The 25,399-nt window shown below is 38.3% G+C and carries 28 protein-coding genes; all 28 read left to right on the top strand.

What is annotated here, in order from left to right; all coding sequences use genetic code 11:
- Positions 1 to 9 precede the first annotated feature (9 nt).
- Positions 10 to 237 carry a KH domain-containing protein gene (locus tag N784_RS02895; RefSeq protein ID WP_036832034.1) on the top strand — a complete coding sequence of 76 codons (228 nt, stop codon included), beginning with the start codon at positions 10 to 12 and terminating at the stop codon, positions 235 to 237.
- Positions 238 to 369: 132 nt separating this feature from the next.
- A complete protein-coding gene (locus N784_RS02890; protein WP_036832032.1) occupies positions 370 to 759 on the top strand; it encodes a YlqD family protein in 390 nt (129 codons plus the stop codon).
- A 9-nt stretch (positions 760 to 768) separates the two neighbouring features.
- Entirely contained in the window at positions 769 to 1,293 is a 525-nt protein-coding gene (gene rimM, locus N784_RS02885; RefSeq protein ID WP_084600110.1) for a ribosome maturation factor RimM, read from the top strand.
- Positions 1,293 to 2,030, top strand: a complete 738-nt coding sequence (trmD, locus tag N784_RS02880; RefSeq protein ID WP_036832026.1) for a tRNA (guanosine(37)-N1)-methyltransferase TrmD — start codon at positions 1,293 to 1,295, stop codon at positions 2,028 to 2,030. Before rimM ends, trmD begins: the two co-directional genes overlap by 1 nt.
- 132 nt (positions 2,031 to 2,162) lie before the next feature.
- Positions 2,163 to 2,507: a 50S ribosomal protein L19 gene (gene rplS, locus N784_RS02875; protein ID WP_036832025.1), complete on the top strand. Its 345-nt coding sequence runs from the start codon at positions 2,163 to 2,165 to the stop codon at positions 2,505 to 2,507.
- A 134-nt stretch (positions 2,508 to 2,641) separates the two neighbouring features.
- Positions 2,642 to 3,199, top strand: a complete 558-nt coding sequence (gene lepB, locus N784_RS02870; RefSeq protein ID WP_269745320.1) for a signal peptidase I — start codon at positions 2,642 to 2,644, stop codon at positions 3,197 to 3,199.
- Between the two features lie 13 nt (positions 3,200 to 3,212).
- The gene (gene ylqF, locus N784_RS02865; RefSeq protein ID WP_036832021.1) at positions 3,213 to 4,079 is read left to right on the top strand and encodes a ribosome biogenesis GTPase YlqF; all 867 of its coding nucleotides are present in this window, start codon (positions 3,213 to 3,215) and stop codon (positions 4,077 to 4,079) included.
- Between the two features lie 97 nt (positions 4,080 to 4,176).
- A complete protein-coding gene (locus N784_RS02860) occupies positions 4,177 to 4,947 on the top strand; it encodes a ribonuclease HII (protein ID WP_036832018.1) in 771 nt (256 codons plus the stop codon).
- Positions 4,948 to 4,967: 20 nt separating this feature from the next.
- Complete coding sequence (locus N784_RS02855) at positions 4,968 to 6,896, top strand: hypothetical protein (protein ID WP_036832014.1); 1,929 nt, start codon at positions 4,968 to 4,970, stop codon at positions 6,894 to 6,896.
- A complete protein-coding gene (locus N784_RS02850; RefSeq protein ID WP_036832011.1) occupies positions 6,893 to 7,165 on the top strand; it encodes an EscU/YscU/HrcU family type III secretion system export apparatus switch protein in 273 nt (90 codons plus the stop codon). Before N784_RS02855 ends, N784_RS02850 begins: the two co-directional genes overlap by 4 nt.
- Before the next feature lie 183 nt (positions 7,166 to 7,348).
- Complete coding sequence (gene sucC / locus N784_RS02845; protein ID WP_036832008.1) at positions 7,349 to 8,509, top strand: ADP-forming succinate--CoA ligase subunit beta; 1,161 nt, start codon at positions 7,349 to 7,351, stop codon at positions 8,507 to 8,509.
- A gap of 18 nt (positions 8,510 to 8,527) precedes the next feature.
- Positions 8,528 to 9,430, top strand: a complete 903-nt coding sequence (gene sucD, locus N784_RS02840; protein WP_036832005.1) for a succinate--CoA ligase subunit alpha — start codon at positions 8,528 to 8,530, stop codon at positions 9,428 to 9,430.
- Between the two features lie 85 nt (positions 9,431 to 9,515).
- Entirely contained in the window at positions 9,516 to 10,418 is a 903-nt protein-coding gene (gene dprA, locus N784_RS02835) for a DNA-processing protein DprA (RefSeq protein ID WP_036832002.1), read from the top strand.
- Between the two features lie 176 nt (positions 10,419 to 10,594).
- The gene (topA, locus tag N784_RS02830; RefSeq protein WP_036832001.1) at positions 10,595 to 12,676 is read left to right on the top strand and encodes a type I DNA topoisomerase; all 2,082 of its coding nucleotides are present in this window, start codon (positions 10,595 to 10,597) and stop codon (positions 12,674 to 12,676) included.
- A 381-nt stretch (positions 12,677 to 13,057) separates the two neighbouring features.
- Positions 13,058 to 13,957 (top strand): tyrosine recombinase XerC, encoded by a 900-nt coding sequence (xerC, locus tag N784_RS02825; RefSeq protein ID WP_036831999.1) that lies wholly within the window; start codon positions 13,058 to 13,060, stop codon positions 13,955 to 13,957.
- 42 nt (positions 13,958 to 13,999) lie between these two features.
- The gene (gene hslV / locus N784_RS02820) at positions 14,000 to 14,548 is read left to right on the top strand and encodes an ATP-dependent protease subunit HslV (RefSeq protein ID WP_036831998.1); all 549 of its coding nucleotides are present in this window, start codon (positions 14,000 to 14,002) and stop codon (positions 14,546 to 14,548) included.
- Positions 14,549 to 14,563: 15 nt separating this feature from the next.
- Positions 14,564 to 15,955 carry an HslU--HslV peptidase ATPase subunit gene (gene hslU / locus N784_RS02815; protein ID WP_036831996.1) on the top strand — a complete coding sequence of 464 codons (1,392 nt, stop codon included), beginning with the start codon at positions 14,564 to 14,566 and terminating at the stop codon, positions 15,953 to 15,955.
- 37 nt (positions 15,956 to 15,992) lie between these two features.
- Entirely contained in the window at positions 15,993 to 16,772 is a 780-nt protein-coding gene (codY, locus tag N784_RS02810) for a GTP-sensing pleiotropic transcriptional regulator CodY (protein WP_036832304.1), read from the top strand.
- 325 nt (positions 16,773 to 17,097) lie between these two features.
- Positions 17,098 to 17,493, top strand: coding sequence for a flagellar basal body rod protein FlgB (flgB, locus tag N784_RS02805; RefSeq protein ID WP_036831994.1), 396 nt, complete (start codon positions 17,098 to 17,100; stop codon positions 17,491 to 17,493).
- Between the two features lie 2 nt (positions 17,494 to 17,495).
- Entirely contained in the window at positions 17,496 to 17,951 is a 456-nt protein-coding gene (gene flgC / locus N784_RS02800; protein WP_036831992.1) for a flagellar basal body rod protein FlgC, read from the top strand.
- Positions 17,952 to 17,969: 18 nt separating this feature from the next.
- Positions 17,970 to 18,281, top strand: a complete 312-nt coding sequence (gene fliE / locus N784_RS02795) for a flagellar hook-basal body complex protein FliE (RefSeq protein ID WP_036831990.1) — start codon at positions 17,970 to 17,972, stop codon at positions 18,279 to 18,281.
- A 41-nt stretch (positions 18,282 to 18,322) separates the two neighbouring features.
- Positions 18,323 to 19,915, top strand: a complete 1,593-nt coding sequence (gene fliF, locus N784_RS02790; protein ID WP_036831987.1) for a flagellar basal-body MS-ring/collar protein FliF — start codon at positions 18,323 to 18,325, stop codon at positions 19,913 to 19,915.
- 11 nt (positions 19,916 to 19,926) lie between these two features.
- On the top strand, positions 19,927 to 20,937 hold the full coding sequence (fliG, locus tag N784_RS02785) for a flagellar motor switch protein FliG (protein WP_036831985.1): 1,011 nt from the start codon (positions 19,927 to 19,929) through the stop codon (positions 20,935 to 20,937).
- A complete protein-coding gene (fliH, locus tag N784_RS02780; protein WP_232305963.1) occupies positions 20,912 to 21,652 on the top strand; it encodes a flagellar assembly protein FliH in 741 nt (246 codons plus the stop codon). Before fliG ends, fliH begins: the two co-directional genes overlap by 26 nt.
- Complete coding sequence (gene fliI, locus N784_RS02775; protein WP_408633503.1) at positions 21,639 to 22,949, top strand: flagellar protein export ATPase FliI; 1,311 nt, start codon at positions 21,639 to 21,641, stop codon at positions 22,947 to 22,949. Before fliH ends, fliI begins: the two co-directional genes overlap by 14 nt.
- A gap of 7 nt (positions 22,950 to 22,956) precedes the next feature.
- On the top strand, positions 22,957 to 23,403 hold the full coding sequence (gene fliJ, locus N784_RS02770) for a flagellar export protein FliJ (RefSeq protein ID WP_036831980.1): 447 nt from the start codon (positions 22,957 to 22,959) through the stop codon (positions 23,401 to 23,403).
- A 7-nt stretch (positions 23,404 to 23,410) separates the two neighbouring features.
- Positions 23,411 to 23,992 carry a MotE family protein gene (locus N784_RS02765; RefSeq protein ID WP_036831976.1) on the top strand — a complete coding sequence of 194 codons (582 nt, stop codon included), beginning with the start codon at positions 23,411 to 23,413 and terminating at the stop codon, positions 23,990 to 23,992.
- 42 nt (positions 23,993 to 24,034) lie between these two features.
- Positions 24,035 to 25,390 carry a flagellar hook-length control protein FliK gene (locus N784_RS02760; protein WP_036831973.1) on the top strand — a complete coding sequence of 452 codons (1,356 nt, stop codon included), beginning with the start codon at positions 24,035 to 24,037 and terminating at the stop codon, positions 25,388 to 25,390.
- Positions 25,391 to 25,399: the final 9 nt, after the last annotated feature.

The raw sequence follows: 25,399 nt of genomic DNA, 5'->3' as shown, positions 1-25,399 counted from the left end.
TGTGATATCGTGAGAGCCTTAATTGAATCTATGGTTCGTCCTCTTGTGGATTATCCAGAAGAAGTGAACATACGAGAGCATGAAGAGGAGCACAAAATTGTGTATCACCTATCTGTTCATAAAGAAGATGTTGGTAAAGTGATTGGCCGTCATGGTCGCATTGCAAAAGCGATTCGCACAGTAGTGTATGCTGCAGCATCTAATTCGGACAAAAAGGTTTATGTAGATATCATGTAAAGGGAGAGGGGCAACCTTTCCCTTTTTTTGCACTTTCAAATTGTATGAAGATTGTTCATAATGTATGTATAGTAGGTAATCTATTATGTACCCCCATTGCAAACGTAATGGAGAAATGCGGAGGACGTTGACATGCAAATATGGAAGAAGGTTCCCGTTAAACAAGTACTTACTCATAATAGTAAGCAAAAACTTCAACAAGAATTCAAAAGACAAGCTGCTCAACTCGAACAGGAATGTCATCAATTGACTTTTGAAAAAAAGAAAATAGAACGAAAACAAAATGTTTCTCGTGAAGAAGTTTCCAAGCGTTTTCAACGTGAAATTGATCGACGCAAAGAGAAGATTCGTTGGGCTGAATACAAACTTGAACAATTGGCTGTACTACCTTTGGGAAGTGAAATTACTGAAGGTGAGATCGAAACGCTTGTTGAGGTTCAGGTTGGAGACGATTGGGATGCTGTCATGAGTAATGGGGCCATCGTAGTGGAAGATGGTATTGTGATTAGAATGGATGAATAGGTGATGGTAATGAAGAAAAATATGTTTACAATTGGTAAAGTAGTGAATACTCATGGTATAAGAGGAGAAGTTCGTGTTATTCAAGTAACAGATTTTGATGAACGCTTTAACGAAGGTAATGTCGTGTATTGGACAGATAAACAACGTAATCATGTAACGGAGTTAGTAATTGATGGCCATCGTATGCATAAAAACTTTCACCTTCTTCATTTTCAGGGGTATGACAATGTAAATGATGTAGAGGCATTTAAAGGTGGCGTCTTGACTATCACGGCTGAACAACAAACCCCTTTGGATGAAGGGGAGTATTATTACCATGAAATTATCGGTTGTACGGTTTATACAACTGCAGGAGAGGAAATAGGCATTGTGAAAGAAATACTATCTCCTGGAGCTAATGATGTATGGGTAGTGAAACGGAAGCAAGCGAAGCTGAAAGATGCATTAATTCCGTATATTGCAGACGTTGTGCACCGCGTTGACATCGACAACAAACACATTGTAATCGAACCAATGGAAGGGCTGCTAGACTAATGCATATTGATATTTTAACATTATTTCCAGCTATGTTTGATGGGGTCTTAAATACCTCCATTATGAAAAGAGCTCAAGATATGGAGGCGTTCTCTTATCAAACGGTTAATTTTCGCGATTATACAGAAAGTAAACATTTGAAAGTAGATGATACACCTTATGGTGGAGGAGCTGGCATGGTATTGTCACCTCAGCCCATTTTCGATGCGGTAGAACACGTCCAAGCACAACAGCAAACGAATAAACAACCTCGCATCATATTAATGTGTCCACAAGGAGAACCACACTCTCAACAAAAGGCTGAAGAACTTGCTGAGGAAGAACACTTAATTTTTCTGTGTGGGCATTATGAGGGGTACGATGAACGAATTCGGACGCATCTTGTTACAGATGAATTATCAATCGGTGACTACGTTTTAACTGGTGGTGAACTAGGAGCCATGGTTGTCATGGATAGCGTTGTTCGGCTACTTCCGGGTGTTTTAGGTAATGAAGCTTCTGCACCAAAGGATTCTTTTTCCACTGGATTGTTAGAGCACCCTCAATATACTAAACCACGTAACTATAAAGGTATGGAGGTACCCGATGTATTATTATCAGGCAACCATGCCAATATTGAAAAGTGGCGACAACAGCAATCATTGAAACGAACGTATGAAAGACGCCCAGATTTGTTAGCGAACTATCCATTGACTGACGAGCAGAAAGCATGGATAAAATCCTTAAAAAATAACTAACTTTTATTGCAGAGTACATGAGTTTGTGATATATTTAATTTTGTGCTTAAGTAAGAATACTTAAGTTGAAAACAATGTTCCGCTGCTAATAAAATATTAGGTATGAGCATTAGTGAAGAGGAGAGAATAAGGATGCAAAACTTAATTCAAGAAATTACAAAAGAACAGCTTCGTTCAGATCTTCCTAAATTTAAAGCGGGTGACACAGTTAAAGTACACGTGAAAGTTGTGGAAGGTACTCGCGAGCGTATTCAGGTATTCGAAGGTGTTGTAATTAAGCGTCGTGGTGGCGGTATTTCCGAAACATTTACAGTGCGTAAGATTTCTTACGGTGTAGGTGTTGAGCGTACATTCCCGGTACATTCTCCACGCGTTGATAAAATCGAAGTAATTCGTCGTGGTAAAGTACGTCGTGCGAAACTTTATTACCTACGTAACCTACGTGGTAAAGCTGCACGTATTAAAGAAATTCGCTAATGATGGTAATGAAAAAGGAGCTTGCATTGTCAGGCTCTTTTTTGTTATCAAAAAAATCTGTTAATAAAGCAATGACATGTAGTACTATGTAATTAAGTATGAATACTGTTAAGGATGTATGTGGAGGGGTAAGGGTGTCTGGAAAAAGAAAAGAATGGTTTGATTGGTTCAAAGCTTTAAGTATTGCTGTTATAATTACGTTCTTCATTCGATTGTTTTTGTTTTCTCCAGTCATGGTAGAAGGTCCGTCAATGTTGCCTACATTGCAAAGTGGCGATTATTTAATCGTAAATAAAATGAGTTACACAATTGGCGATCCAGAACGATTTGATACAATCGTATTTCAAGCTACGGAATCGAAGAAATATATTAAACGAGTCATTGGATTACCGGGTGAACACATTGAATATAAAAATGATGTACTTTATGTGAATGGAGAACCTATACTAGAGCCTTTCCTAGAAGATAAATTAAGTCATTTAAATGAAAATCAATCGTATACATTTGACTTTGCTTTAGAAGATATACCGGGTGGATATAAAACAATACCGGATGGATATTATCTTGTGTTAGGAGATAATCGTAACAATTCCACAGACAGTAGAAGACTAGGGCTCATTTCAGAAGAGCGTTTCATTGGTAAGGCCCAATTTGCGATATGGCCATTTAACAGAATCGGATTGGTAAGTTAGAAGAGGTGATAGGATGACGATACAATGGTTTCCAGGGCATATGGCCAAAGCGAAACGAGAAGTAGAAGAAAAATTAAAGCTGGTAGATTTTGTTATTGAGTTAGTGGATGCAAGAGCCCCTTATTCATCACAAAATCCGATGCTGCACAAAGTGTTAAATCAGAAGACGAAAATGGTACTATTAATGAAAAGAGACCTTGCAGATGATCAAATAACGGAAAAATGGGTTCAGTGGTATGAGGAGCAAGGAATTTTAGCTGTACCAGTCCATATAGAGCAAACGAAAGATTTACAAACAGTTATTCAGAAAGCGAAAGAATTAGGAAATGAAAAATTACAAAAGCTAATACGCAAAGGGGTACGCCCTAGGCCAGCAAGAGCGATGATTCTCGGTATTCCTAATGTCGGGAAGTCGTCTTTAATTAATCGCCTAGCAAAGAAGAAAATTGCTAAAATCGGTGATAAACCAGGGGTAACTCAAAAACAGCAATGGATTAAAGTGAAAAATGATTTTGAATTGCTAGACACACCAGGTATTCTATGGCCGAAATTTGAAGACGAAATCGTTGGTTATCGTTTAGCTGTCATCGGTACAATTAAAGATAACATTTTACCGATAGCAGATGTAGCTGCATTCTTTATCGTCTTTTTGCAAAAGAACTATCCGAATGTATTAGAAGAACGTTATGAGCTTTCTGCTTCTATAGAAGATATGGGCGAGATATTTGAACATATTGGTAAGAAACGGGGCTGTTTAGAAAGTGGCGGACGGATCAATTTTGATAAAGTAGCAGAAGTGATTATTCGAGACATGCGTTCAGGTAAATTAGGAGATATAACATTAGAAACGCCAGCAATGATCAATGAAGCTAATGAATAGAAGAAGCTGACTCTTCGTAATAAGATGAGTCAGCTTTTGTGTGTGCTTGAATTTGAGGCTATTTATACCGATATAATACATACGATGGAGGACTATGATGAAACATAGCTATACGATTAACGAAATTAAACGCCTGTTACAAGATGGAGCATTTTCGCAGGAAGAAGTTGCTCAATGGAAAAATGATTCCCGTAAAGGGGTGCAAAAGCTTGTTCAACAATATGAGAAAGAGCAGCAATACAACATCCAATGTCAAAAACAATTTCAAGAAATGCTTTATTTCGAACGTTTGTATCAACGACAAGGAAAGAAGTACATTGCAGGTATTGATGAAGCAGGAAGAGGACCTCTTGCTGGACCTGTTGTAGCAGCCGCGGTGATGTTACCGGATAATTTTTATTTAGCAGGGTTAACAGACTCGAAACAGTTAACAGAGAAAAAACGTCTTTCTTTTTTTGAATATATAAAGGAAAATGCTTTGTGTTATGGCATTAGTGTAGTGTCCAATGAAACAATTGATAAGGTGAACATATATGAAGCCACAAAGCTAGCGATGCAAGAAGCGGTCACGCAATTAACTATTGAACCAGATCATTTACTTGTTGATGCGGTACAATTACCGAATATGAAGATGAGTATAGAGGCGATTATTAAAGGAGATCAACGAAGTGTATCTATAGCAGCAGCTAGTGTACTCGCGAAAGTAACGAGAGATCATTACATGAAGCAACTAGCAGTAAGTTATCCAGCATATGAATTCGAACGCAATATGGGCTACGGGACGAAAAGCCATTTAGAAGCGTTGAGACGTGTAGGAGTGACTCCTTACCATCGCCGGTCCTTTTCACCAGTTCGTCATGCACTGTAATAGTAAAGGGGGGAACAGCTATGTCATCTCAGCTCGTTTCAAAAGTAATGGAGACGATTAAGACATCAGGAAAATCAAATAATGATAGCCGTCCTTTATTAAAAGCTGGTCAAATGATTACAGGACGGGTTACGAAGTTGTATCCAAATCAACGAGCGCAGATTCAGTTAGGAACGCAACGATTAACAGCACAATTAGAAGCGCCGCTGGATTTACATGAACGTTATTTATTTCGAGTAAAATCTACAGACTCTATCATTCAACTGCATGTTGTTGATAAATTGCATGGAACACGTGGAGAAAAGGATGCCTCAACGTTGTTGCAACACCTAGGTTACGCTGTCTCCAAAGAGCGGCTTTCTTTACTGCAACAATTAATGAAACACGATATACCATTTCAACAACAAGAGCTAAAGCAAGCGTTGCATTTGTTAGAGCAAATGGCAAGTAAACAAGGTCGAGAGAAAGTTATCGTCCATATGTTAAGTCAGGGAATGCCTCTATCAAAGACTGTATTTCATGCGTTACATACAAGAATCATGGAGCCGCTGACGTTATTATCGACGCTACAAGCTATACAAGCGGAGCTAATTTCATCTACTTCGAATCGCTTGCAACACCAATTACTCCATCCTATCCAATCGTTGCTTCATACATCGTCGCAAACAGTTATGCAAGCAATGGGCGAAACGTTACAATGGGAATTAGTTAATCAACAACAAGATGCATTCCAATTATTGAAAAAAATAGGGATAATAGATCGTAATGTCAGTCTTTCATCGTTCATGAAAGATGTTGTAACGAACCGAGCGAGCGCGTTTTCGATTACGGAAGGAACGTCATTATCTTCAACTCTTTCTATGGGGATGAAGTCAGCAGTAAACGTTCACACCATTTTACATTCAACGCTCTCGCAACAACTCCCTGTTCATGGCTCTGCTAAGCGTCAATTTCAGCTTTGGGCCAATACGTTATCTCAATATGCACAACTTATTGCAGAAAGCGGAGACTCGACAAATGAACTTACTAAACATGCCTCGGCTTTAAAGCAGCACACACAAGGATTATTTACAGCTACAAACACTCCTGTATTGTTAGCAACGTTAAAACAAACTGTGGACGCATACACGTACCAAATGATCGAGCAATTGGTACGTGTTAAAGGGGAAGTGCTAGAAATAAAGCAACCATCTAAGCAGTGGGTTGATTTTTCTTTGAATATGCAAAAGGTCGCCTCACAGCAAGTAACAAAAGCAGATTTAAATCTAATTACGCAATGGCTGTCCCATGGAATAGAAATCGATGGAAGTCCATCATCACTCCCTTTGAAAGATGCTTTCTACGTACAATTGAAGTCTGCTCTATACGCACTTGGAATGGATCATGAGTTTACATTAAAAAACCAGATAGATAAAGGACAAGGGAATTTAGCGACAATCAAAGCGGCTATCATCCAAGCGTTACAAGAACCAGTTCCTTCTGTACTTTCTGAGAAACTCCAAACCGCTCTTCATCACTTAAATGGTATGCCATTACAAATGGTGGAAAACAATCAAATGTTGCAAATGACACTGCAACTACCAGGAGAATGGTTTGGAATAGCACAAGATTTACTCATGAATATGGAAGGGAAAAAATCAGAAGAGAACGATGAGATTGACTCTGACTATTGTCATATTCTTTTTTATTTACAGCTTAACGCTTTAAAAGAGACCGTCATCGATATGCGCGTTCAAAAGCGAATTGTACAAGTCATTATTTATACTGAGAAAAGCGATCTATCGCCATATATAAACAGCTTAAAGCCTACATTAGCTAAAGGACTTGAGAAGGTTGGTTATCAGCTCTCATCAGTGCAGTATAAACCAATAGAGGAAGAAGTTAGGCCGAAACGGGCACCAACTTTGAAGCAAGATAAGTACCAAGGAGGGATTGACTTTAAAGTATGACTGAGAAGCATAAACGGAAAGAAGTAGTAGCCCTTCAATACGATGGGGATGAGCAGTGTGCACCGAAAGTAATCGCGAAAGGAAAAGGGAGAACAGCTGACACCATTTTAGAATTGGCGCAGGAAAGCGGCATTCCAGTCCAAGAAGATCCAACGCTTGTAAAGTTATTAGGGGAGTTAGACATTAACGAAACGATTCCAGAAGACTTGTATCATGCAGTTGCAGAAGTTTTTGCTTTTATTTATCAATTAGATAAACGTTCCCAATAACCGTGTATTGTCTACCTTTGTCATTACGTGATGAAGGAAAGTCCACGATTTGTATGTGACACCATGATGGAAGAAAATAGAGAATATTAGAAACTTTACGTATATCCATGATATTTGGTAGACAATTCACATGTTTTTTTTATACAATGGACTTGCAGTGACAATTTGATGGGAGGATGAAACATGAATATTCATGAGTATCAAAGTAAAGAAATGTTACGTAGCTACGGTGTTGCGGTACCAAATGGTAAAGTGGCTTTCACTGTAGATGAAGCTGTTGAAGCAGCGAAGGAATTAGATTCCGGGGTAACAGTAGTAAAGGCTCAAATACATGCTGGAGGACGAGGTAAAGCTGGTGGAGTTAAAATTGCGAAATCAGAAGAAGAAGTTCGTACATATGCTGATGAAATTCTAGGTAAGCAACTTGTAACTCATCAAACAGGTCCAGAAGGTACAAAAGTTAAGCGCTTACTCATTGAAGAAGGTTGTGACATTCAAAAAGAGTACTATATTGGAATTGTACTTGACCGTGCGACCTCTCGCATTACGATGATGGCCTCTGAAGAAGGCGGAACAGAAATTGAAGAAGTTGCTGCAGAAACACCTGAGAAAATTTTTAAAGAAGTAATTGATCCGGTTGTTGGTTTAATGCCATACCAGGCTCGTCGATTAGCTTTCCAAATTAATATACCGAACGAAATGCTAAATAAAGCAGTTAAATTCATGATGGCACTCTATCAGGCATTTGTTGAAAAGGATTGCTCCATTGCAGAAATTAATCCACTAGTTACGACTGGAGATGGAGAAGTCTTGGCGTTAGATGCGAAGTTAAACTTTGATGACAACGCTTTATTCCGCCAGAAGGACATTCAACAATTACGAGACCTTGATGAAGAGGATCCAAAAGAAATTGAAGCATCTAAATACGATTTAAGTTATATTGCCCTTGATGGTAATATCGGCTGTATGGTTAATGGTGCTGGACTAGCGATGGCTACAATGGACATCATTAAGCATTACGGTGGCGACCCTGCTAACTTCCTTGATGTAGGTGGCGGCGCTACAGCTGAGAAAGTAACAGAAGCATTTAAAATCATTTTGTCTGATTCTAATGTAAAAGGAATTCTTGTCAATATCTTTGGCGGTATTATGAAGTGTGACGTTATCGCTGAAGGTGTTGTAGCGGCTACGAAGGAAGTGGGCCTTGAAATTCCACTAGTTGTACGACTCGAAGGAACGAACGTTGAGCAAGGTAAACAAATTTTAAATGAATCCGGTTTGGATATTCAAGCTTCAGAATCATTAGCTGAAGCAGCTCAAAAAATTGTAGAACTAGTTAAATAAGAAAGGGGACAGTGCAAAATGGGTGTTTTTATTAATAAGGATACAAAAGTAATCGTGCAGGGAATTACAGGCTCAACAGCTTTATTCCATACGAAACAAATGCTTGAATATGGTACGAAAATTGTCGGTGGCGTAACACCAAAAAAAGGCGGTACAGAGGTAGAAGGTGTACCAGTATTTAACACAGTTCAAGAAGCAGTGGATCAAACAAGTGCAACAGCTTCTGTCGTTTATGTTCCTGCACCATTTGCAGCTGATGCGATTATGGAAGCGGTTGATGCAGAACTTGATTTAGTAATCTGTATTACAGAACACATTCCAGTAATCGACATGGTGAAGGTAAAACGTTATATGGAAGGAAAGAAAACACGATTAGTAGGACCGAACTGCCCGGGTGTTATTACTGCGGATGAATGTAAAATTGGTATTATGCCTGGTTACATTCATAAAAAAGGACATATCGGAGTAGTTTCACGAAGTGGTACACTAACATATGAAGCCGTTCACCAATTAACTCAAGCAGGTATTGGACAAACGACTGCTGTTGGTATTGGTGGGGACCCTGTGAATGGTACAGACTTTATTGATGCGCTTCAAGCTTTTCAAGATGATCCAGAAACATATGCAGTTGTCATGATTGGAGAAATTGGTGGTACAGCAGAAGAAGAAGCAGCTCAATTTGTTAAAGACCATATGGATAAACCAGTTGTAGGCTTTATTGGTGGACGTACTGCACCTCCAGGGAAGCGTATGGGACATGCTGGTGCTATCATTTCTGGTGGTAAAGGTACAGCAGAGGAGAAAATTGCTGTCATGAATGAATGCGGAATTGAAGTTGCAGAAACACCTTCTGTTATTGGGGAAACGCTTATTAAAGTCATTCAAGAAAAAGGTCTATATGACAAGTGTAAAACACACTAATTATATTATTACGATGGATTGCTCCTGGAAATAACCAGGGGCTATTCATCGTGCAATGTAAGCATAATAGGGAGGGAACGATTCAATGGAACTTCAATCATTTCGCTTATGTCACCTACACGTATCTGTTCAAGGAAATCGTCGTATATTACGTACGCTCCTTCATAACGATCCGCAATTAGAAGAACCGTATCGGTGGACACTTTCTCAATGGATGAAGGCATGTTCGATATCCTATGAAAAAGCGCGAAAAATTCTCGACATGTTACACCAAAAACAAGCTAAGAAACAAACGTTATATTATATGCAAACGCAACAGCTTATTAGTATGTTTGATCCTCACTTTCCTTCTTCGTTACGTCACATACCAGACCCCCCATTCGTTTTATACATTCGAGGTCACATCAACCTACTACATAACATCTCTTTAAGTGTTGTTGGTACCCGTAAACCATCCAAACGAGCTTATCCTAATATGAAACATATATTACAGCCAGTTATAGAAAACAAATGTGTAATCGTAAGCGGACTAGCGTTAGGGATAGATACGTATGCCCATAAGCTAGCCATAGAAACAGGCGGGAAAACGATTGGAGTACTTGCTTTTGGGTTTAACCACTGCTATCCTTTAGAAAATCACTATTTAATGCAAGAAATGAGCGAAGACCACTTACTGCTTAGTGAATATCCACCGAATACACGTCCTCAAAAGTGGCATTTTCCTGAACGAAATCGAATTATTAGTGGAATAAGCTTTGCTACGTTCGTTGTAGAAGCAAAGGAGCGAAGTGGGTCTCTCATTACAGCAGACCAGGCTTTAGATCAAGGAAAAGAAGTGTATGCAATGCCTGGAGATGTATCTTCTATTCTGTCAGTAGGTTGTCACAAACTCATACAACAAGGAGCTAAATTAGTACAAAATACCCGCGATATCATGGAAGATTTTGTAGCAGAACAAGAGAAACAGCGTCGAATTATGTCGGAATAATACATATAAACAAAGTGAAAGCGTGCTTTTTTGCTAGTCTTGTTTGACAAACGTTCGGTAAATATTTAATAATAGGGAAGATTTTAAATTGAAATAAACATTCAGAGGCGTAAGCGTTATGAAATAGCATAAAGAAATAAAGAAAAGGGACCCCCCTTTTGGGAGGAATAAAATAAATGGCAGATTATCTCGTTATAGTAGAATCACCTGCGAAAGCAAAAACGATTGAAAAATATTTAGGGAAAAGATATTCCGTAAAAGCATCTATGGGACATGTAATTGATTTACCAAAAAGTCAGATGGGTGTGAATGTAGAAAATAATTATGAACCGAAATATATTACGATTCGTGGCAAGGGACCTATATTAAAAGATTTAAAGAGTGCCGCAAAGAAAGCCAAAAAAGTATATCTCGCAGCCGACCCTGACCGTGAAGGGGAAGCTATTGCTTGGCACCTAGCAAACAGTCTAGATATGGATGAGAACGCTGCTTGCCGGGTTGTATTTAACGAAATTACGAAAGATGCAATAAAAGAATCCTTTAAAAGCCCGCGTACAATCGATATGGACTTAGTCAATGCTCAACAAGCTAGAAGGGTATTGGATCGTCTAGTAGGGTATAACATTAGTCCGTTACTTTGGAAAAAAGTGAAGAAAGGGTTAAGTGCAGGGCGTGTTCAATCCGTAGCGGTTAAGCTTATTATAGACAGAGAAGAAGAGATTAATCGTTTCCAGCCAGAAGAATATTGGAAAATAGAGGGCACCTTTCAGAAAGATAAAGAAACCTTTAGTGGCTCATTTTATGGCTTGGATGGAAAGAAGAAGAGTTTGTCCTCTAAAGAAGATGTGGATGAAGTGTTAGCTCAAATGAAAGGAAAAGACTTCGAAGTTGACAAAGTAAACAAGCGAGAGCGCCGCCGAAACCCAGCTCCACCGTTTACAACTTCTTCTTTACAACAAGAGGCAGCTCGTAAATTGAATTTCAAAGCGAAGAAAACAATGATGTTAGCTCAACAGCTATACGAGGGGATTCAATTAAGCAAGAAAGAAGGAACAGTCGGGATTATTACGTATATGCGTACAGATTCTACAAGGGTTTCACGAGTAGCACAAGAAGAAGCGTCACAATATATTACCGATAAATTTGGTCAATCGTATTTAGGAACTGGAGGAGTGTCTAAAGCGCAAAAAGGACAAAAAGCACAAGATGCCCATGAAGCTATACGTCCAACCTCAACGCTTCGTGATCCGAGAGCGCTGAAAGAATATCTTTCAAGAGATCAATTTCGCTTATATAAATTGATTTGGGAGCGCTTTGTAGCTAGTCAAATGGCTCCAGCAGTAATGGACACCATGACTGTTCATTTACGCAATGATAAGGTGGAATTTCGCGCCACAGGGTCAAAAGTGAAATTTAAAGGGTTTATGAAGGTGTATATAGAAGGTAACGATGACCAAAAGAAAGAGGAAGACAAATTCTTGCCACCGCTTGAAGAAGGTATGATCGTTCATGCATCAAAAGTTGAGCCTAGTCAGCATTTTACACAGCCACCACCACGTTATACAGAAGCGAGGCTCGTAAAAACGCTAGAAGAGATGGGGATTGGCAGACCTTCTACGTTTGCTCCTACGTTAGATACGATACAACGACGTGGTTATGTTAGTTTAGATAACAAGCGTTTTGTACCGACGGAACTAGGTGAAATCGTTATTCAATTGTTAAAAGAATACTTCCCGGAAATTATAAATGTGGAATTCACCGTGCAAATGGAAGATAATTTGGACGAAGTGGAAGAGGGTAAACAACGCTGGGTGGAAGTAATTGATCAGTTCTACAAAGATTTCGAAACCCGTTTAGTAAAAGCGGAAAAAGAAATCGAAGAAGTTGAAATAAAAGCCGAACCTGCTGGGGTTACGTGTGAAGAATGTGGTCATGAAATGGTGTACAAAATGGGGCGCTATGGTAAGTTTTTAGCTTGTTCCAACTTTCCTAATTGTCGTAACACGAAACCGTTACTCAAAGAAGTTGGAGTCAACTGCCCGAAATGTAAAGAAGGAAATGTAGTAGAACGAAAAAGTAAAAAACGTCGAACATTTTATGGCTGCGATCGTTATCCAGAGTGTGATTTTCTTTCTTGGGATAAACCGATTAGTCGTCCATGTCCAAAGTGCAACCAATTATTAGTTGAGAAAAAGACTAAAAAAGAGACGCAAGTCCAATGTTTACAATGTGATTATAAAGAAGCAATGCAACAATAAAAGTATGGGGAGACCCATACTTTTATTGTGTGTATACACCTACACTAGTATCCTAAGGCAGATTAAGTGAAATTATACCTCAATTAGCTTAAACTAAAAGAGAAGTAGGGAATTTTATAAGAGTTATATATTATATGGTTGTTTTTTGATAACCGCTTTTACTGTTAACAAAAACTTTAATTGACACGCATATACACAGGGGATATAATCAACGTTGGTAAGTGGATTTACTTGACAATGTGGCCTACCTATCCGTGTTATTATGTCCAGAAACTATTACATATTTAAAACAATTCAGAATTTTATTACATTTTAGTTAAGTCCGTTGCATAAGGGATTGAACTATGTTACTATTTAAACGCCTTTTAGTGAGGTGAGTGTATGGATGTACAACAAGATCGTATCGCTTTTTTAGAATACTTACAAATCGAAAAGAATGCTTCTCCTTTTACGATTGAATGCTATGTAAAAGACTTAGCAGAGTTTCTCGCTTTTTTAGAAAAAGAAAAGCTGTATTCTCCATATGACGTTGACTATTCTGTGATTCGTATCTTTCTGACTGAATTATATGAAAAACAGTTGTCTCGAAGAACCGTTTCAAGAAAGTTATCTAGTTTACGGACGTTTTACCGGTTTCTTGAACGGGAAGGGAAAGTAGATTCGAATCCGTTTATGCAAGTGTCCCTGCCGAATTCGAATAAGCCTATTCCTAAGTTTTTATACTCAGAAGAGTTAGAGAAGTTATTTCATGTTAATGACTTATCCACGCCATTAGGGGCAAGGAACCAGGCTTTGCTAGAGCTGTTATATGCAACAGGAATGCGTGTTAGCGAATGTGTAAATTTGCACATGAAAGATATTGATCTATCGCTAGGTACAGTTTTAGTGAAAGGGAAAGGTAGGAAAGAGCGCTACATCCCTTTTGGGAGATTTGCCCAAATTGCTTTAGAAGAGTATCTTGAAAATGGCAGGGTAACGTTGTTAATGAAATCGAATCTTGAGACTGACCGCATTTTCTTAAATGCAAAAGGAACACCGCTAACAGATCGAGGGGTTCGTATTATTTTGAATAAAATTGTCCAAAAGGCAGCCTTAACAATAGATCTTCATCCCCATAAATTAAGGCATACTTTTGCAACACACATGTTAAATGAAGGAGCGGATTTACGTTCAGTCCAAGAATTACTTGGGCACGAACATTTATCTTCTACGCAAATTTATACACATGTAACGAAGGATCGTTTGCGTACTATATATAATAAAAGTCATCCGAGAGCATAGTATGTATAGGAGCGGATGGTGTATCAATAAAGGTGGGATAGAATGGAACATCAATTTCATGCGACCACGATATTTGCTGTGCAGCATAATGGACAAAGTGCAATGAGTGGGGATGGTCAAGTAACGTTTGGAAATGCGGTAGTGATGAAACATAAAGCAAAGAAAGTTCGTACATTATACAGAGGCCAAGTGTTAGCTGGATTTGCCGGTTCTGTCGCTGATGCATTTACCTTATTCGAAAAATTTGAAAGTAAGTTAGAAGCTTACGAGGGTAATTTGTCAAGGGCGGCGGTTGAGTTAGCAAAAGAATGGCGAAGTGATAAAGTATTGCGTAAATTAGAAGCAATGCTTATTGTGATGAACAAAAATAACATGTACCTTGTTTCTGGTACTGGAGAAGTGATTGAGCCTGATGATGGCATATTAGCGATTGGTTCAGGTGGCCATTATGCACTAAGTGCTGGTCGAGCATTGAAGCGATATGCTGTGGAAAAATCTGCAGCTGACATAGCGAAAGCAGCTTTGGAAATAGCAGGAGAGATTTGTGTTTATACGAATGATGAAATTGTGCTAGAAGTGCTTGGTGAGTAAAGGAGGAGATTAGTGATGACAGATAATCTTACACCGAGAAGAATCGTCGAGCAACTGGATCAATACATTATTGGACAACAACAAGCGAAGAAAGCGGTAGCAATTGCTCTCCGTAATCGTTACCGACGTATGCAATTAAATGAACACTTGAAAGATGAAATTGTTCCGAAAAATATATTGATGATTGGCCCAACAGGTGTTGGTAAAACAGAAATAGCTCGCCGTTTAGCAAAGCTTACGGGAGCACCATTCATCAAAGTGGAAGCAACGAAATTTACTGAAGTTGGATATGTAGGTCGTGATGTTGAATCCATGGTACGTGATTTAATGGAAACCTCTATTCGAATGGTTAAAGAAGAAAGAATGGAACTCGTTAAAGACCGTGCTGAAAAGTTAGCGGACGAGAGAATTGTTGAGTTGCTCGTACCCGAAAAGAAAAAGCAAAACCAAATGAAAAACCCGTTAGAGATGCTCTTTAATCAATCACAAAGTCAACCTGATCAGGAAGAAACACAAGAAGAGCAAAACAGGAAACAAAAAAGAAAGCAAATGGCTCATCAACTTGCTCTTGGTGAATTAGAAGATCATATGGTGACAATAGAAGTAGAAGAGCAACAGCCTTCGATGTTTGATATGCTACAAGGTTCGGGAATGGAACAAATGGGGATGAATATGCAAGATGCACTTGGTCAATTCATGCCTAAGAAAACGAAGCGAAGACGCTTAACAGTAAAAGAAGCACGGAAAGTATTAACACAAGCAGAAGCTCAGAAATTAATCGATATGGACGAAGTAACACAAGAAGCAGTTACTAAAGTTGAACAAACGGGGATAATATTTATAGATGAGATGGATAAAGTGGCTGGTCAGAGCGATCAATCTGCAAATGTGTCCCGTGAAGGGGTTCAACGCGATATCTTACCTATCGTAGAAGGTTCAACGGTGACGACGAAATATGGACCTGTCAAAACAGACCATATTCTATTTGTAGCAGCAGGTGCATTCCATATGTCAAAACCTTCTGACTTAATACCAGAACTTCAAGGGCGCTTTCCGATTCGAGTAGAGTTGGAAAAGCTTGCGGTAGAAGATTTTGTGAACATTTTGACGGAACCTTCCAATGCCTTGCTAAAGCAGTACAAAGCTTTATTAGCAACAGAAGGTATAAATGTTGAATTTTCTGACGAAGCTGTAACAAGACTAGCAGAAGTTGCTTATGAAGTGAATCAAGACACAGATAATATCGGAGCTCGTCGTTTACACACTATATTAGAGAAGTTATTAGAAGACCTATCATTTGAAGCGCCGGATGTTCACATGGAAACTATTCAAATAACGAAATCATACGTAGAAGACAAATTAGCAACAATTGCAAAAAACAAAGATTTAAGTCAATTCATCTTATAGAATAGAAAAGTCTGTTTAGGAGGATACTACTATGGAAATGAGATTATTGGATCGTGCAAGAAAAATCAATTCAATGTTACAAAAAACGACAGGGAAATCGGTGAACTTTAATGATATGTCTGAAACGTTAAGAGATACTATTGGTGCAAATACGTTTATCGTTAGCCGTAGAGGGAAATTGTTAGGGTATGCTATTAAGCAAGAAATAGAGAACCAACGGATGAAGAATATGCTTGAAGAACGTCAATTTCCACAAGAATATACGCAAAATTTATTTAACTTATCTGAAACAACATCAAACATCACCATTGAAAGTGACTTCACTGCATTTCCAGTAGAGAACCGTGATCTGTTTAAAAATGGATTAACAACTATTGTCCCGATTATCGGTGGAAAAGAACGCCTTGGTACACTTATTTTAAGTCGTTTAACGGACGAGTTTAATGAGGATGATATTTTACTCGGAGAATATGGTGCTACGGTAGTAGGTATGGAAATCTTACACGAGAAAACAGAAGAAATTGAGTTAGAGGCTCGTAGTAAAGCTGTAGTGCAAATGGCAATTAGTTCTCTATCATACAGTGAATTAGAAGCTATTGAACATATCTTTGAAGAGTTAGAAGGCAATGAAGGGCTACTTGTAGCAAGTAAAATTGCTGATCGAGTAGGAATTACGCGTTCTGTTATTGTCAATGCTCTTCGTAAGTTAGAAAGTGCTGGTGTTATTGAGTCACGTTCACTGGGTATGAAAGGAACATACATTAAAGTTCTGAATGACAAGTTTTTAGTAGAGTTACAAAATATGAAATTAGATTAATACATGTGAAGCTCCTTCTCTTAAAAGAGAAGGAGCTTTTTTTGTAAAAAAATAAAATCCATGTAAATTATAAATTTAACAATATGTACATATTTTCATTAAAGGTTTTGTGAGATACTATACGTGGGAAAAAACATTTACACATTATACATAATAGCTCGAAATTATAGGCCGATTTAACTGATTTTTTGATTTATAAATGAATTATTTAGCAATAATGAATGAAATAGGTATTATATCTCATGGACAGAAACATTCAGATTTCTTAAAATGAATATTGTTAGGTCTGAATGCTTAAGAGTAAAGAATGAAGAGAGGTTTTTAAATGCAGTTATTTGGTAGTGTGTTCCAATCGCTAGAAAATGGGGTGAACTACTCCACTAAGAAAAACCAAATAATTTCCAATAATGTTGCGAATGTGGATACCCCGAATTATAAATCGAAGAATGTTCATTTTAAAGATGTTATGGCTAATGAGATGGATGTATCATTTCGTGCAAAGCGAAGCCATTCAAAGCACATTCCTTTTCAATCTTCAGGTTCTAAGCCGTTTGTCGTGTCAACGAATACATCTACTTCATACACTCATAATGGCAATAACGTAGATATGGATAAGGAAATGTCTGAATTAGCAAATAACCAAATTTATTATCGTGCTGTTGTAGATCGGCTAAATAGCAAATTTAAAGGTCTAGAAAGTGTGTTAAGAGGAGGGCGTTAGGTATGGGGATGTTTAGTGCTATTAATGCGAGTGCAAGTGCGTTGACAGCGCAAAGGCTTCGGATGGATGTAGTGTCATCAAACCTAGCAAACGCAGAGTCAACCAGAGCAACGCAAAATGAAAATGGAGGTTGGGAACCGTATCGACGTAAGACAGTTACGTTTCAGCCAAACGGCCAGTCCTTTCAATCTAATTTACAACATGCGATGGGGAGTTCTGCTACACCAGCTGAAGGAGTGCGTGTTTCACAAATCAATGAAGATCAAGAGCCGTTTCAAATGATGTTTAATCCAAATCACCCAGATGCTAATGAAGAAGGGTACGTAGCAATGCCAAATGTGAATCCATTGAAGGAAATGGTAGATTTAATGAGTGCAACAAGGTCTTATGAAGCTAACGTTACCGCGTTAAATGCGAGTAAAGGCATGATGATGAAAGCATTAGAAATCGGTAAGTAAAAGGAGTAAAGATAATCAATGAATACGATACATAATACATTACCGCCATTACAACCTTTACATGCAGCAACTACAGCAAAAGTAAAAAATACTTCGCCAGCTGATGCTCAGTCCTCTTTTGCAAATAGCCTTAAATCAGCTATTGAGCAAGTGAATAAAGCGAATGTGGCATCGGATCAGAAGACAGAGCAACTGGTGAAGGGTGAAGTGAATAATTTACATGATGTGATGATTACCGCCCAGAAGGCTAGTATAATGATGCAAACTGCAATCGAAGTACAGAGTAAAGCAATTGATGCATACAAAGAAATTTCTAGAATGCAAATATAACTACTGCGTTTATATAATTACGTTATTATGCGGGGGCTATTATGAGAGAAAAGCTACAACAATATAAAAATGACGTGTTGAATGTTTGGAAGAGTCGAACGCTCGCACAAAAAAGTGTCATAATCGGAGCGATGGTAGCTTTCTTTATGGTGCTTATTAGTGTGATAGTGATATCTTCTAAGCCTAATATGACCCCTCTTTACAGCAATTTATCCCATGCAGAGGTCGGTCAAATTAAAGAAGAACTAGATACGAGAGGAATACAATACGATATTGCAAATAGTGGGCAAACGATTTTAGTGCCAGAAGAACAAGTCGATGCTTTATTGGTTGACTTAGCAGCTCAAGGCTTACCGAATACAGGTAATATCGATTATTCCTATTTTAGTGAGAATGCATCATGGGGCATGTCTAGTAATGAATTTGAAGTGATTAAACTAGATGCCATGCAATCAGAATTATCCCACTTAATTTCAAGTATTGATGGAATAAGTGATGCAAATGTCATGATTAATAAACCGGAAGAAACAGTTTTTGTCGGAGAAGATGCTGAAAAGGCTTCAGCATCCGTTGTTATACATAAAGAACCTGGCTATGAACTAAATCAAGAACAAGTGCAAGCATTGTATAATTTGGTTTCTAAATCTGTTCCAGATCTTCCTACAGATAATATTGTCATAACAGATCAAAATTTTAATCACTATGATGTGAAAAATGACTCTAGTTATGCAAGTGGGGATTCTTATGATTATCAACAAAATGTGAAAGCAGATATAGAAAAGGACATTCAACAACGAGTACAACAAATGCTAGGCATGATGATTGGTCAAGATAAGGTAATGGTATCTGTTACCGCGGATGTTGATTTTACTAAAGAAAACCGAACCGAACAGCTAGTAGAACCGGTATCAGAAGATGAAGCAGGTTTACCAGTTAGTGTAGAACGAATAACGGAGACATACACAGGGGAAAACGCTACTGCAGGTGGTACACCAGGTACAGGTGAAGGAGATATTCCAAACTATAACGCTGGTGATCAAAATGGTGATGGCGAATATGAAATGATGAAAGAAACAATCAACAATGAATACAATCAAATTCAGAAAAACATTGTTGAAAGTCCCTATAAAGTTCGTGACTTAGGTATTCAAGTTGCGGTTAATAATGCGAAGCAAACTTCTGAAGGTGAACAAACAGAGACACTTACGCCTCAAGAACAAGCGACTGTAGAAGAGGGGATCACTTCTATCTTAACTTCCATTGTGGAGACGTCCGTTTCTAAAGAATATGGAGAAGTAAATCCTGAAGAGAACATTTCTATTGTATTCCAAGCGTTTAATGGAAAGCCGGAAGCTCCCAATACATCAGGTTCTATCATTCCAACTTGGGTATATGCAGTTGGTGGGATTTTGCTTGTCGTAATCGCTACGCTTATATGGATGCTAGTTAGAAAGAAAGACAACACAGAACAAGTCGAAGAATATATAGAAGAGCAGCCTCAATTTATGATACCTGATATCGATCAAGGAGAAGAAACGGAATCTTCCATACGTCGTAAACAACTAGAACGCATGGCGAAAGATAAACCAGAGGATTTTGCGAAACTTCTTAGATCTTGGATTGCTGAAGACTAGGGGGGATTTGTATGGCAAAAAAACGAGGAATGACAGGGCGGCAAAAAGCTGCTGTCCTACTCATTTCACTTGGCCCTGATGTATCGGCGCAAGTGTATAAACATTTAACGGAAGAAGAAATTGAAAAGCTTACACTAGAGATTTCTTCTGTAAAAAAGGTAGAGCCCGATCAGAAGGAAGAAATATTAGATCAATTTCACCAAATTGCGTTAGCGCAAGAATATATTTCTCAAGGTGGGATTGGTTATGCCAAGAAAGTGTTAGAAAAAGCGCTAGGCGAAAACGAAGCGAATAATATTATTAATAAACTAACGTCAACCTTGCAAGTAAGACCCTTTGATTTTGCTAGAAAGGCAGATGCAGGGCAAATTCTGAACTTTATTCAAAATGAACATCCGCAAACGATTGCGCTTATCTTATCATACTTAGACGCGGAGCAATCGGCACAAATTCTTTCGGAATTACCTCAAGAAATGCAGGCCGATGTAGCGAAACGAATTGCTGTAATGGATTCAACTTCTCCAGAAATTATTAGCGAAGTAGAACAGATTCTAGAACGTAAACTATCTGCTACTGTCACGCAAGATTACACGCAAACTGGAGGAATAGAATCTGTTGTTGAAGTATTAAATGGAGTAGATCGCAGTACCGAACGGACCATTTTAGATTCCTTAGAAATACAAGACCCTGAACTTGCTGAAGAAATTAAGAAACGTATGTTTGTATTTGAAGACATCGTTACATTAGATAATCGAGCTATTCAACGTGTTATCCGTGAAGTAGAAAATGAAGATCTCATGTTAGCGTTGAAAGTAGCTAGTGAAGAAGTGAAAGAAATTGTCTTTAACAACATGTCAAACCGTATGGCAGATACGTTTAAAGATGAAATGGAATTTATGGGGCCTGTTCGTTTGAAAGAAGTAGAAGAAAGTCAAACACGTATTGTTGGTGTAATTAGAAGATTAGAGGATGTAGGAGAAATTGTTATTGCACGAGGTGGAGGTGACGATATCATTGTCTAATCGGGCAAGAGTTATCGGATTAAGACCTATACACAAACAACTCGATGAGCAAGAAAGTGAAAAAGTACATAACACGTATCAAGAAGCGGAAATGGCTTTACAACATGCAAAGCAGAAAGCAGCACAACTAATAAAACAAGCAAATGAACAAATCGAGCAAAATAAAGCCGAATGGGAAAAGCAAAAACAAGCGTATCAACAGGAGGCTTATCAAGATGGATATCAGCAAGGGTTTGAATTTGGTAAACAAGAAGCAGAATCCACATTTGCTAGTTTACTAGAACAAGGTCATCAAATTGTTCATCTAGCTGAACATGATTATGCGAAACGTATTGAAGAAAGCGAAGATACGATTCTTGCTTTAGGGATTGAAGCCTCATCAAAAATTTTACATAGTATTTTAGATGCGCATCCTGATCAGTTTCTACCTATTGTGAAAGCACTTGTAGAGGAAGTGAAAGAACAAGAACGTATCGCTATTTATGTTCATCCCGATCAATATGGACACTTAGTGAAACAAAAAGAAGAGTTAAACATGATGATTGATCACAAACAAGCTCTTTCCATTTATCCGAAGAACAACCTTGATCAGCATCAATGTTACGTTGAATCACCGTTTGGTCGCGTGGATGCCAGTGTGGATAGCCAGTTAACGGAGTTAAGGTCTAAGTTGTTCCAATTGTTAGAGGAGGCAAAGGGCAGTGAAGGTTCATAAGCTTATGGAACATATACCGGCTATTGATACGTTCAAACGATATGGGAAGATTCATAGAGTAGTTGGCTTGATGGTTGAATCCAAAGGTCCAGAAGCAAGTATTGGCGAAGTGTGCATCATTCATGCGAATAAACAGAAAGTACTAGCAGAAGTAGTGGGGTTTAACAATGAAAATATATTGTTAATGCCTTATTCCGAATTAACACACATGTCGCCTGGATGTCTTGTAGAAGCGACAGGGAGCCCGCTAAAAATCCGCATTGGCAGAGGGATGATTGGACAAGTCATCGACTCACTTGGGAATCTATTGTTTGAAGGTTCTCAAGTGCCGAAAGGATTACAGTGGCGCCCTACTGATCAGTCACCACCTAATCCGTTATCTAGACCACGAATACAAGAACCGATACAAGTAGGAGTACGTTCCATTGATTCACTACTTACTGTTGGAAAAGGACAACGTGTTGGGATATTTGCCGGAAGTGGAGTTGGAAAAAGTACTTTAATGGGAATGATTGCCCGTAATAGTGATGCAGATATTAATGTTATCGCGCTTATAGGGGAGAGAGGAAGAGAAGTAAAAGAATTTGTCGAAAAAGATTTAGGACAAGAAGGCTTAAAGAAATCAATTGTAGTTGTAGCGACTTCTGATCAACCAGCGTTAATGCGCATTAAAGGAGCATATACGGCAACAGCGATTAGTGAATATTTTCGTGACCTTGGTTTAAACGTAAATTTAATGATGGATTCTGTCACTAGGGTAGCGATGGCACAGCGTGAAATTGGCTTAGCTACCGGTGAACCTCCTACTACAAAAGGATATACTCCGAGTGTGTTTGCTATGTTGCCGAAACTTCTAGAACGTACTGGTACAAGTAGACACGGTACGATTACTGCTTTTTATACCGTTTTAGTCGACGGGGACGATTTGAATGAACCAATTTCTGATACTGTTCGAGGAATATTAGACGGTCATTTCGTATTAGATCGCAAATTAGCAGAGCAAGGTCAGTTTCCAGCTATCAACGTGTTAAAGTCGATTAGCCGAGTGATGAAACAAATTACTTCCCAACCTCACCAGGAAGCGGCGGGAGAATTACGATCGTTACTTGCTACGTTTGAAGAAAATCAAGAATTAATTCAAATCGGTGCTTATAAAAAAGGTTCCTCTTTAGAAATTGATGAAGCGATACAATATTATCCAAAAATTATAGAATTTCTTAAGCAAGGAATAGACGAGCAAGTTGGTTTTGAACAGGCAGTTGAACAACTCGTAGCATTACTTAAGAGAGGGAAGTGATGTATAAATGGCAAGTATATCAACCTTTCACAAAATACTACATGTAAAAGAAACAGATAAACATATGGCTCAAAAGCAATATCAACAATCAGTGCAAGAGTTTGAGAAAATAGCAATGGACATGTATGAACTGTTAAAAAAGAAAGAGAAAGCAGAGACGTCTTATCACAATCAATTGCAGCACCCAACGCATGTGACAGATTTACATGCTTCATCCCAATACATCGAACAATTAGAAAGAAAAATAGCATCCTTGCAACCTTCCTTTCAACATGCTCGAGCCAATATGGACCATAAGCAAGAGCATTTAACAGAAGCTCATGTTGAAATGAAGAAATTCGAGAAACTAATTGATCGTAAACAGCACCATATGCAACTTTACCAACAAGAGCTTGAGCGTAAGCAAATGGACGAAATATCGGTTCAACAGTTTTTAAGTCAAGGAAATAGGTGAGATTTTCATGAAAAAAGAAATAAATAAAGAACCGAAAAAGACGAATAAATTTCAATGGTTTGTTTTCGGTATTGTTATTCCTTTCATATTTGCTGTGACAGTGTTCTTAATTGTAATGACGATTGCTGGTGTAAATGTATTTGATAAAGCTCAGCAACTAAGTAGTGAAATTCCTGTTGTATCTTCTTTCCTTTCGAAGGATGAGGAAGGAGAAGGAAAAACAAAAAATGCAGAAGATAAGGCAACTATTCAAGATCAAGATGCCGAAATTAGAGATTTACAAGGAATGATTTCGATGAAAGATCAAGAGATTAAGGATCTGCAAATCGAAGTACAACAACTAGAACAGCAACTTAAAAATCAAAAAGACTTAAGTGAAAGTAAAGAAGAAAAAGTAAAAGAAGTTTCTTCCTCCTTTAAAGAGATGGATGCAGATGAAGCGGCTATCATTTTAGAAGAATTAGAGCAAAACACGGCCCTGACTATACTAGAGCAAATGTCTGGAAAAGAACGCGGTGATATATTAGCGGAAATGAATCCACAAACAGCAGCATCCATGACAAACTCTCTTATAGGGGGAGGTTCATAGTAATACAGAGTTCGATAACTATAGAAAGGGGGTGAAACGACAATGAATAGTCTAGCAATTTTCCCGCAATTACCAGTCCTCTCGTCGGATGTGCGTCAGTTGAAAGCGGATGAGAGCTTCTCTTCTTTTAAGAAGGTGATGGCTAATGGAAACTTCTCTAATTCTCCTAATCCCCATGATCCTTCTTTGAATGAACGAACGGAAACATTAACACGGTTACTAGAACAGTTAAAAGAGGGACAACAGTTAAGTGAAGATGTGCTCACTAGTTTATCAGAATTATGGGAAACGTTACCTGCAGAATTAGAAGAACAATTAGCATCTTTTTTTGCTGAAGATCATGATAAAGCTTCATTAGAAGTAGCTACGCAAGATTTAATAGGAGCATTGCAGACGTTTATCCAACTAGACGCTAAAGGTGGATTACAGCAAAGGCAATTCTTAATGAACGCGGTGCAATCGACCCCTACCATTTCAATGGAATATAGAGATGGACATGCGCAAACAGCAAAGGATAAACAAATGCAAATGATAATGCAAGAGCTCACCAAAGTGTTCAACAAATTAGAGCAAGCCCCAAAGCAAGCAAAGTTTCAACTAGACTCGAAGTTATTCATGCTTGCTAAACAATGGACAGCTTTAGAAAATACAACAAATTCTCAAGACAGGCAGCAAGTATTTCAACAACTGAAGCAAAATGGTGTTCAACCTAAAACCTTACTAGCCTGGCAACAAGCTATAGAGAACTTTAGCAACCGACATGCTCTTGTGAATCAAAATCAGTATAGTCATCATGCATCCGTTACGCAAAAAGAATTCAGCCATTGGGTCCGACAAGCCTTAAATAACGGTACATCCGAACAAAATGGTGGTCATTTGGAGAATAAGATGAGTCAAGTAGCAGCCAGTCCGATGCTAATGTCACAGCAAGAACAATGGGTGATGAAGCTATCTCAATCTAATTCTAAGGAAACTATGCAGAACAAATTAGTAGAAGAGTTTCAGAAAATATTAAAGCAAAGTCAATTTTCTGTTCAACGAAACGGCTCTCAATTACTAATTAAATTAAAACCTGGTAACTTAGGGGAAATGATGGTGCGGATGACACAACAAAATGGGGAAATGGTTGTTAAATTGATGGTCACGACACAAGCAGCTAAAGATATGTTAGAAGGCAACTTACAGCAGTTACGTCATATGTTCGCTCCAAGTCAAATCCAGATCGAAAAACACGAACAATTGCTGTCAACGCAACAAAGCTCTGCATATCAAGAAGAGAATGGAGAACACGAAGAAGAACATCCTTCTCAACAGAAGAATTATCATTCAGAAGATGATAAGGAAGAAAATGCTGAATCTCCACATTTTGAAGAAGTGTTAATGAATATGAAAGTGTAGGTGTGTGTC

Origin of the sequence: Pontibacillus litoralis JSM 072002 (genome assembly GCF_000775615.1) — a bacterium.
GTDB classification, from domain to species: domain Bacteria; phylum Bacillota; class Bacilli; order Bacillales; family BH030062; genus Pontibacillus; species Pontibacillus litoralis.
The sequence above is the reverse complement of the archived record's forward strand: the minus strand, read 5'-3'. Positions and strand labels throughout refer to the sequence as shown.

What these genes read in the sequence shown, in the direction of transcription:
- N784_RS02890 (WP_036832032.1), top strand. Translation starts at nt 370, where the DNA reads ATGCAAATATGGAAGAAGGTTCCCGTTAAACAAGTACTTACTCATAAT.
- rimM (WP_084600110.1), top strand. Translation starts at nt 769, where the DNA reads ATGAAGAAAAATATGTTTACAATTGGTAAAGTAGTGAATACTCATGGT.
- trmD (WP_036832026.1), top strand. Translation starts at nt 1,293, where the DNA reads ATGCATATTGATATTTTAACATTATTTCCAGCTATGTTTGATGGGGTC.
- rplS (WP_036832025.1), top strand. Translation starts at nt 2,163, where the DNA reads ATGCAAAACTTAATTCAAGAAATTACAAAAGAACAGCTTCGTTCAGAT.
- ylqF (WP_036832021.1), top strand. Translation starts at nt 3,213, where the DNA reads ATGACGATACAATGGTTTCCAGGGCATATGGCCAAAGCGAAACGAGAA.
- N784_RS02860 (WP_036832018.1), top strand. Translation starts at nt 4,177, where the DNA reads ATGAAACATAGCTATACGATTAACGAAATTAAACGCCTGTTACAAGAT.
- N784_RS02855 (WP_036832014.1), top strand. Translation starts at nt 4,968, where the DNA reads ATGTCATCTCAGCTCGTTTCAAAAGTAATGGAGACGATTAAGACATCA.
- N784_RS02850 (WP_036832011.1), top strand. Translation starts at nt 6,893, where the DNA reads ATGACTGAGAAGCATAAACGGAAAGAAGTAGTAGCCCTTCAATACGAT.
- sucC (WP_036832008.1), top strand. Translation starts at nt 7,349, where the DNA reads ATGAATATTCATGAGTATCAAAGTAAAGAAATGTTACGTAGCTACGGT.
- sucD (WP_036832005.1), top strand. Translation starts at nt 8,528, where the DNA reads ATGGGTGTTTTTATTAATAAGGATACAAAAGTAATCGTGCAGGGAATT.
- dprA (WP_036832002.1), top strand. Translation starts at nt 9,516, where the DNA reads ATGGAACTTCAATCATTTCGCTTATGTCACCTACACGTATCTGTTCAA.
- topA (WP_036832001.1), top strand. Translation starts at nt 10,595, where the DNA reads ATGGCAGATTATCTCGTTATAGTAGAATCACCTGCGAAAGCAAAAACG.
- xerC (WP_036831999.1), top strand. Translation starts at nt 13,058, where the DNA reads ATGGATGTACAACAAGATCGTATCGCTTTTTTAGAATACTTACAAATC.
- hslV (WP_036831998.1), top strand. Translation starts at nt 14,000, where the DNA reads ATGGAACATCAATTTCATGCGACCACGATATTTGCTGTGCAGCATAAT.
- hslU (WP_036831996.1), top strand. Translation starts at nt 14,564, where the DNA reads ATGACAGATAATCTTACACCGAGAAGAATCGTCGAGCAACTGGATCAA.
- codY (WP_036832304.1), top strand. Translation starts at nt 15,993, where the DNA reads ATGAGATTATTGGATCGTGCAAGAAAAATCAATTCAATGTTACAAAAA.
- flgB (WP_036831994.1), top strand. Translation starts at nt 17,098, where the DNA reads ATGCAGTTATTTGGTAGTGTGTTCCAATCGCTAGAAAATGGGGTGAAC.
- flgC (WP_036831992.1), top strand. Translation starts at nt 17,496, where the DNA reads ATGGGGATGTTTAGTGCTATTAATGCGAGTGCAAGTGCGTTGACAGCG.
- fliE (WP_036831990.1), top strand. Translation starts at nt 17,970, where the DNA reads ATGAATACGATACATAATACATTACCGCCATTACAACCTTTACATGCA.
- fliF (WP_036831987.1), top strand. Translation starts at nt 18,323, where the DNA reads ATGAGAGAAAAGCTACAACAATATAAAAATGACGTGTTGAATGTTTGG.
- fliG (WP_036831985.1), top strand. Translation starts at nt 19,927, where the DNA reads ATGGCAAAAAAACGAGGAATGACAGGGCGGCAAAAAGCTGCTGTCCTA.
- fliJ (WP_036831980.1), top strand. Translation starts at nt 22,957, where the DNA reads ATGGCAAGTATATCAACCTTTCACAAAATACTACATGTAAAAGAAACA.
- N784_RS02765 (WP_036831976.1), top strand. Translation starts at nt 23,411, where the DNA reads ATGAAAAAAGAAATAAATAAAGAACCGAAAAAGACGAATAAATTTCAA.
- N784_RS02760 (WP_036831973.1), top strand. Translation starts at nt 24,035, where the DNA reads ATGAATAGTCTAGCAATTTTCCCGCAATTACCAGTCCTCTCGTCGGAT.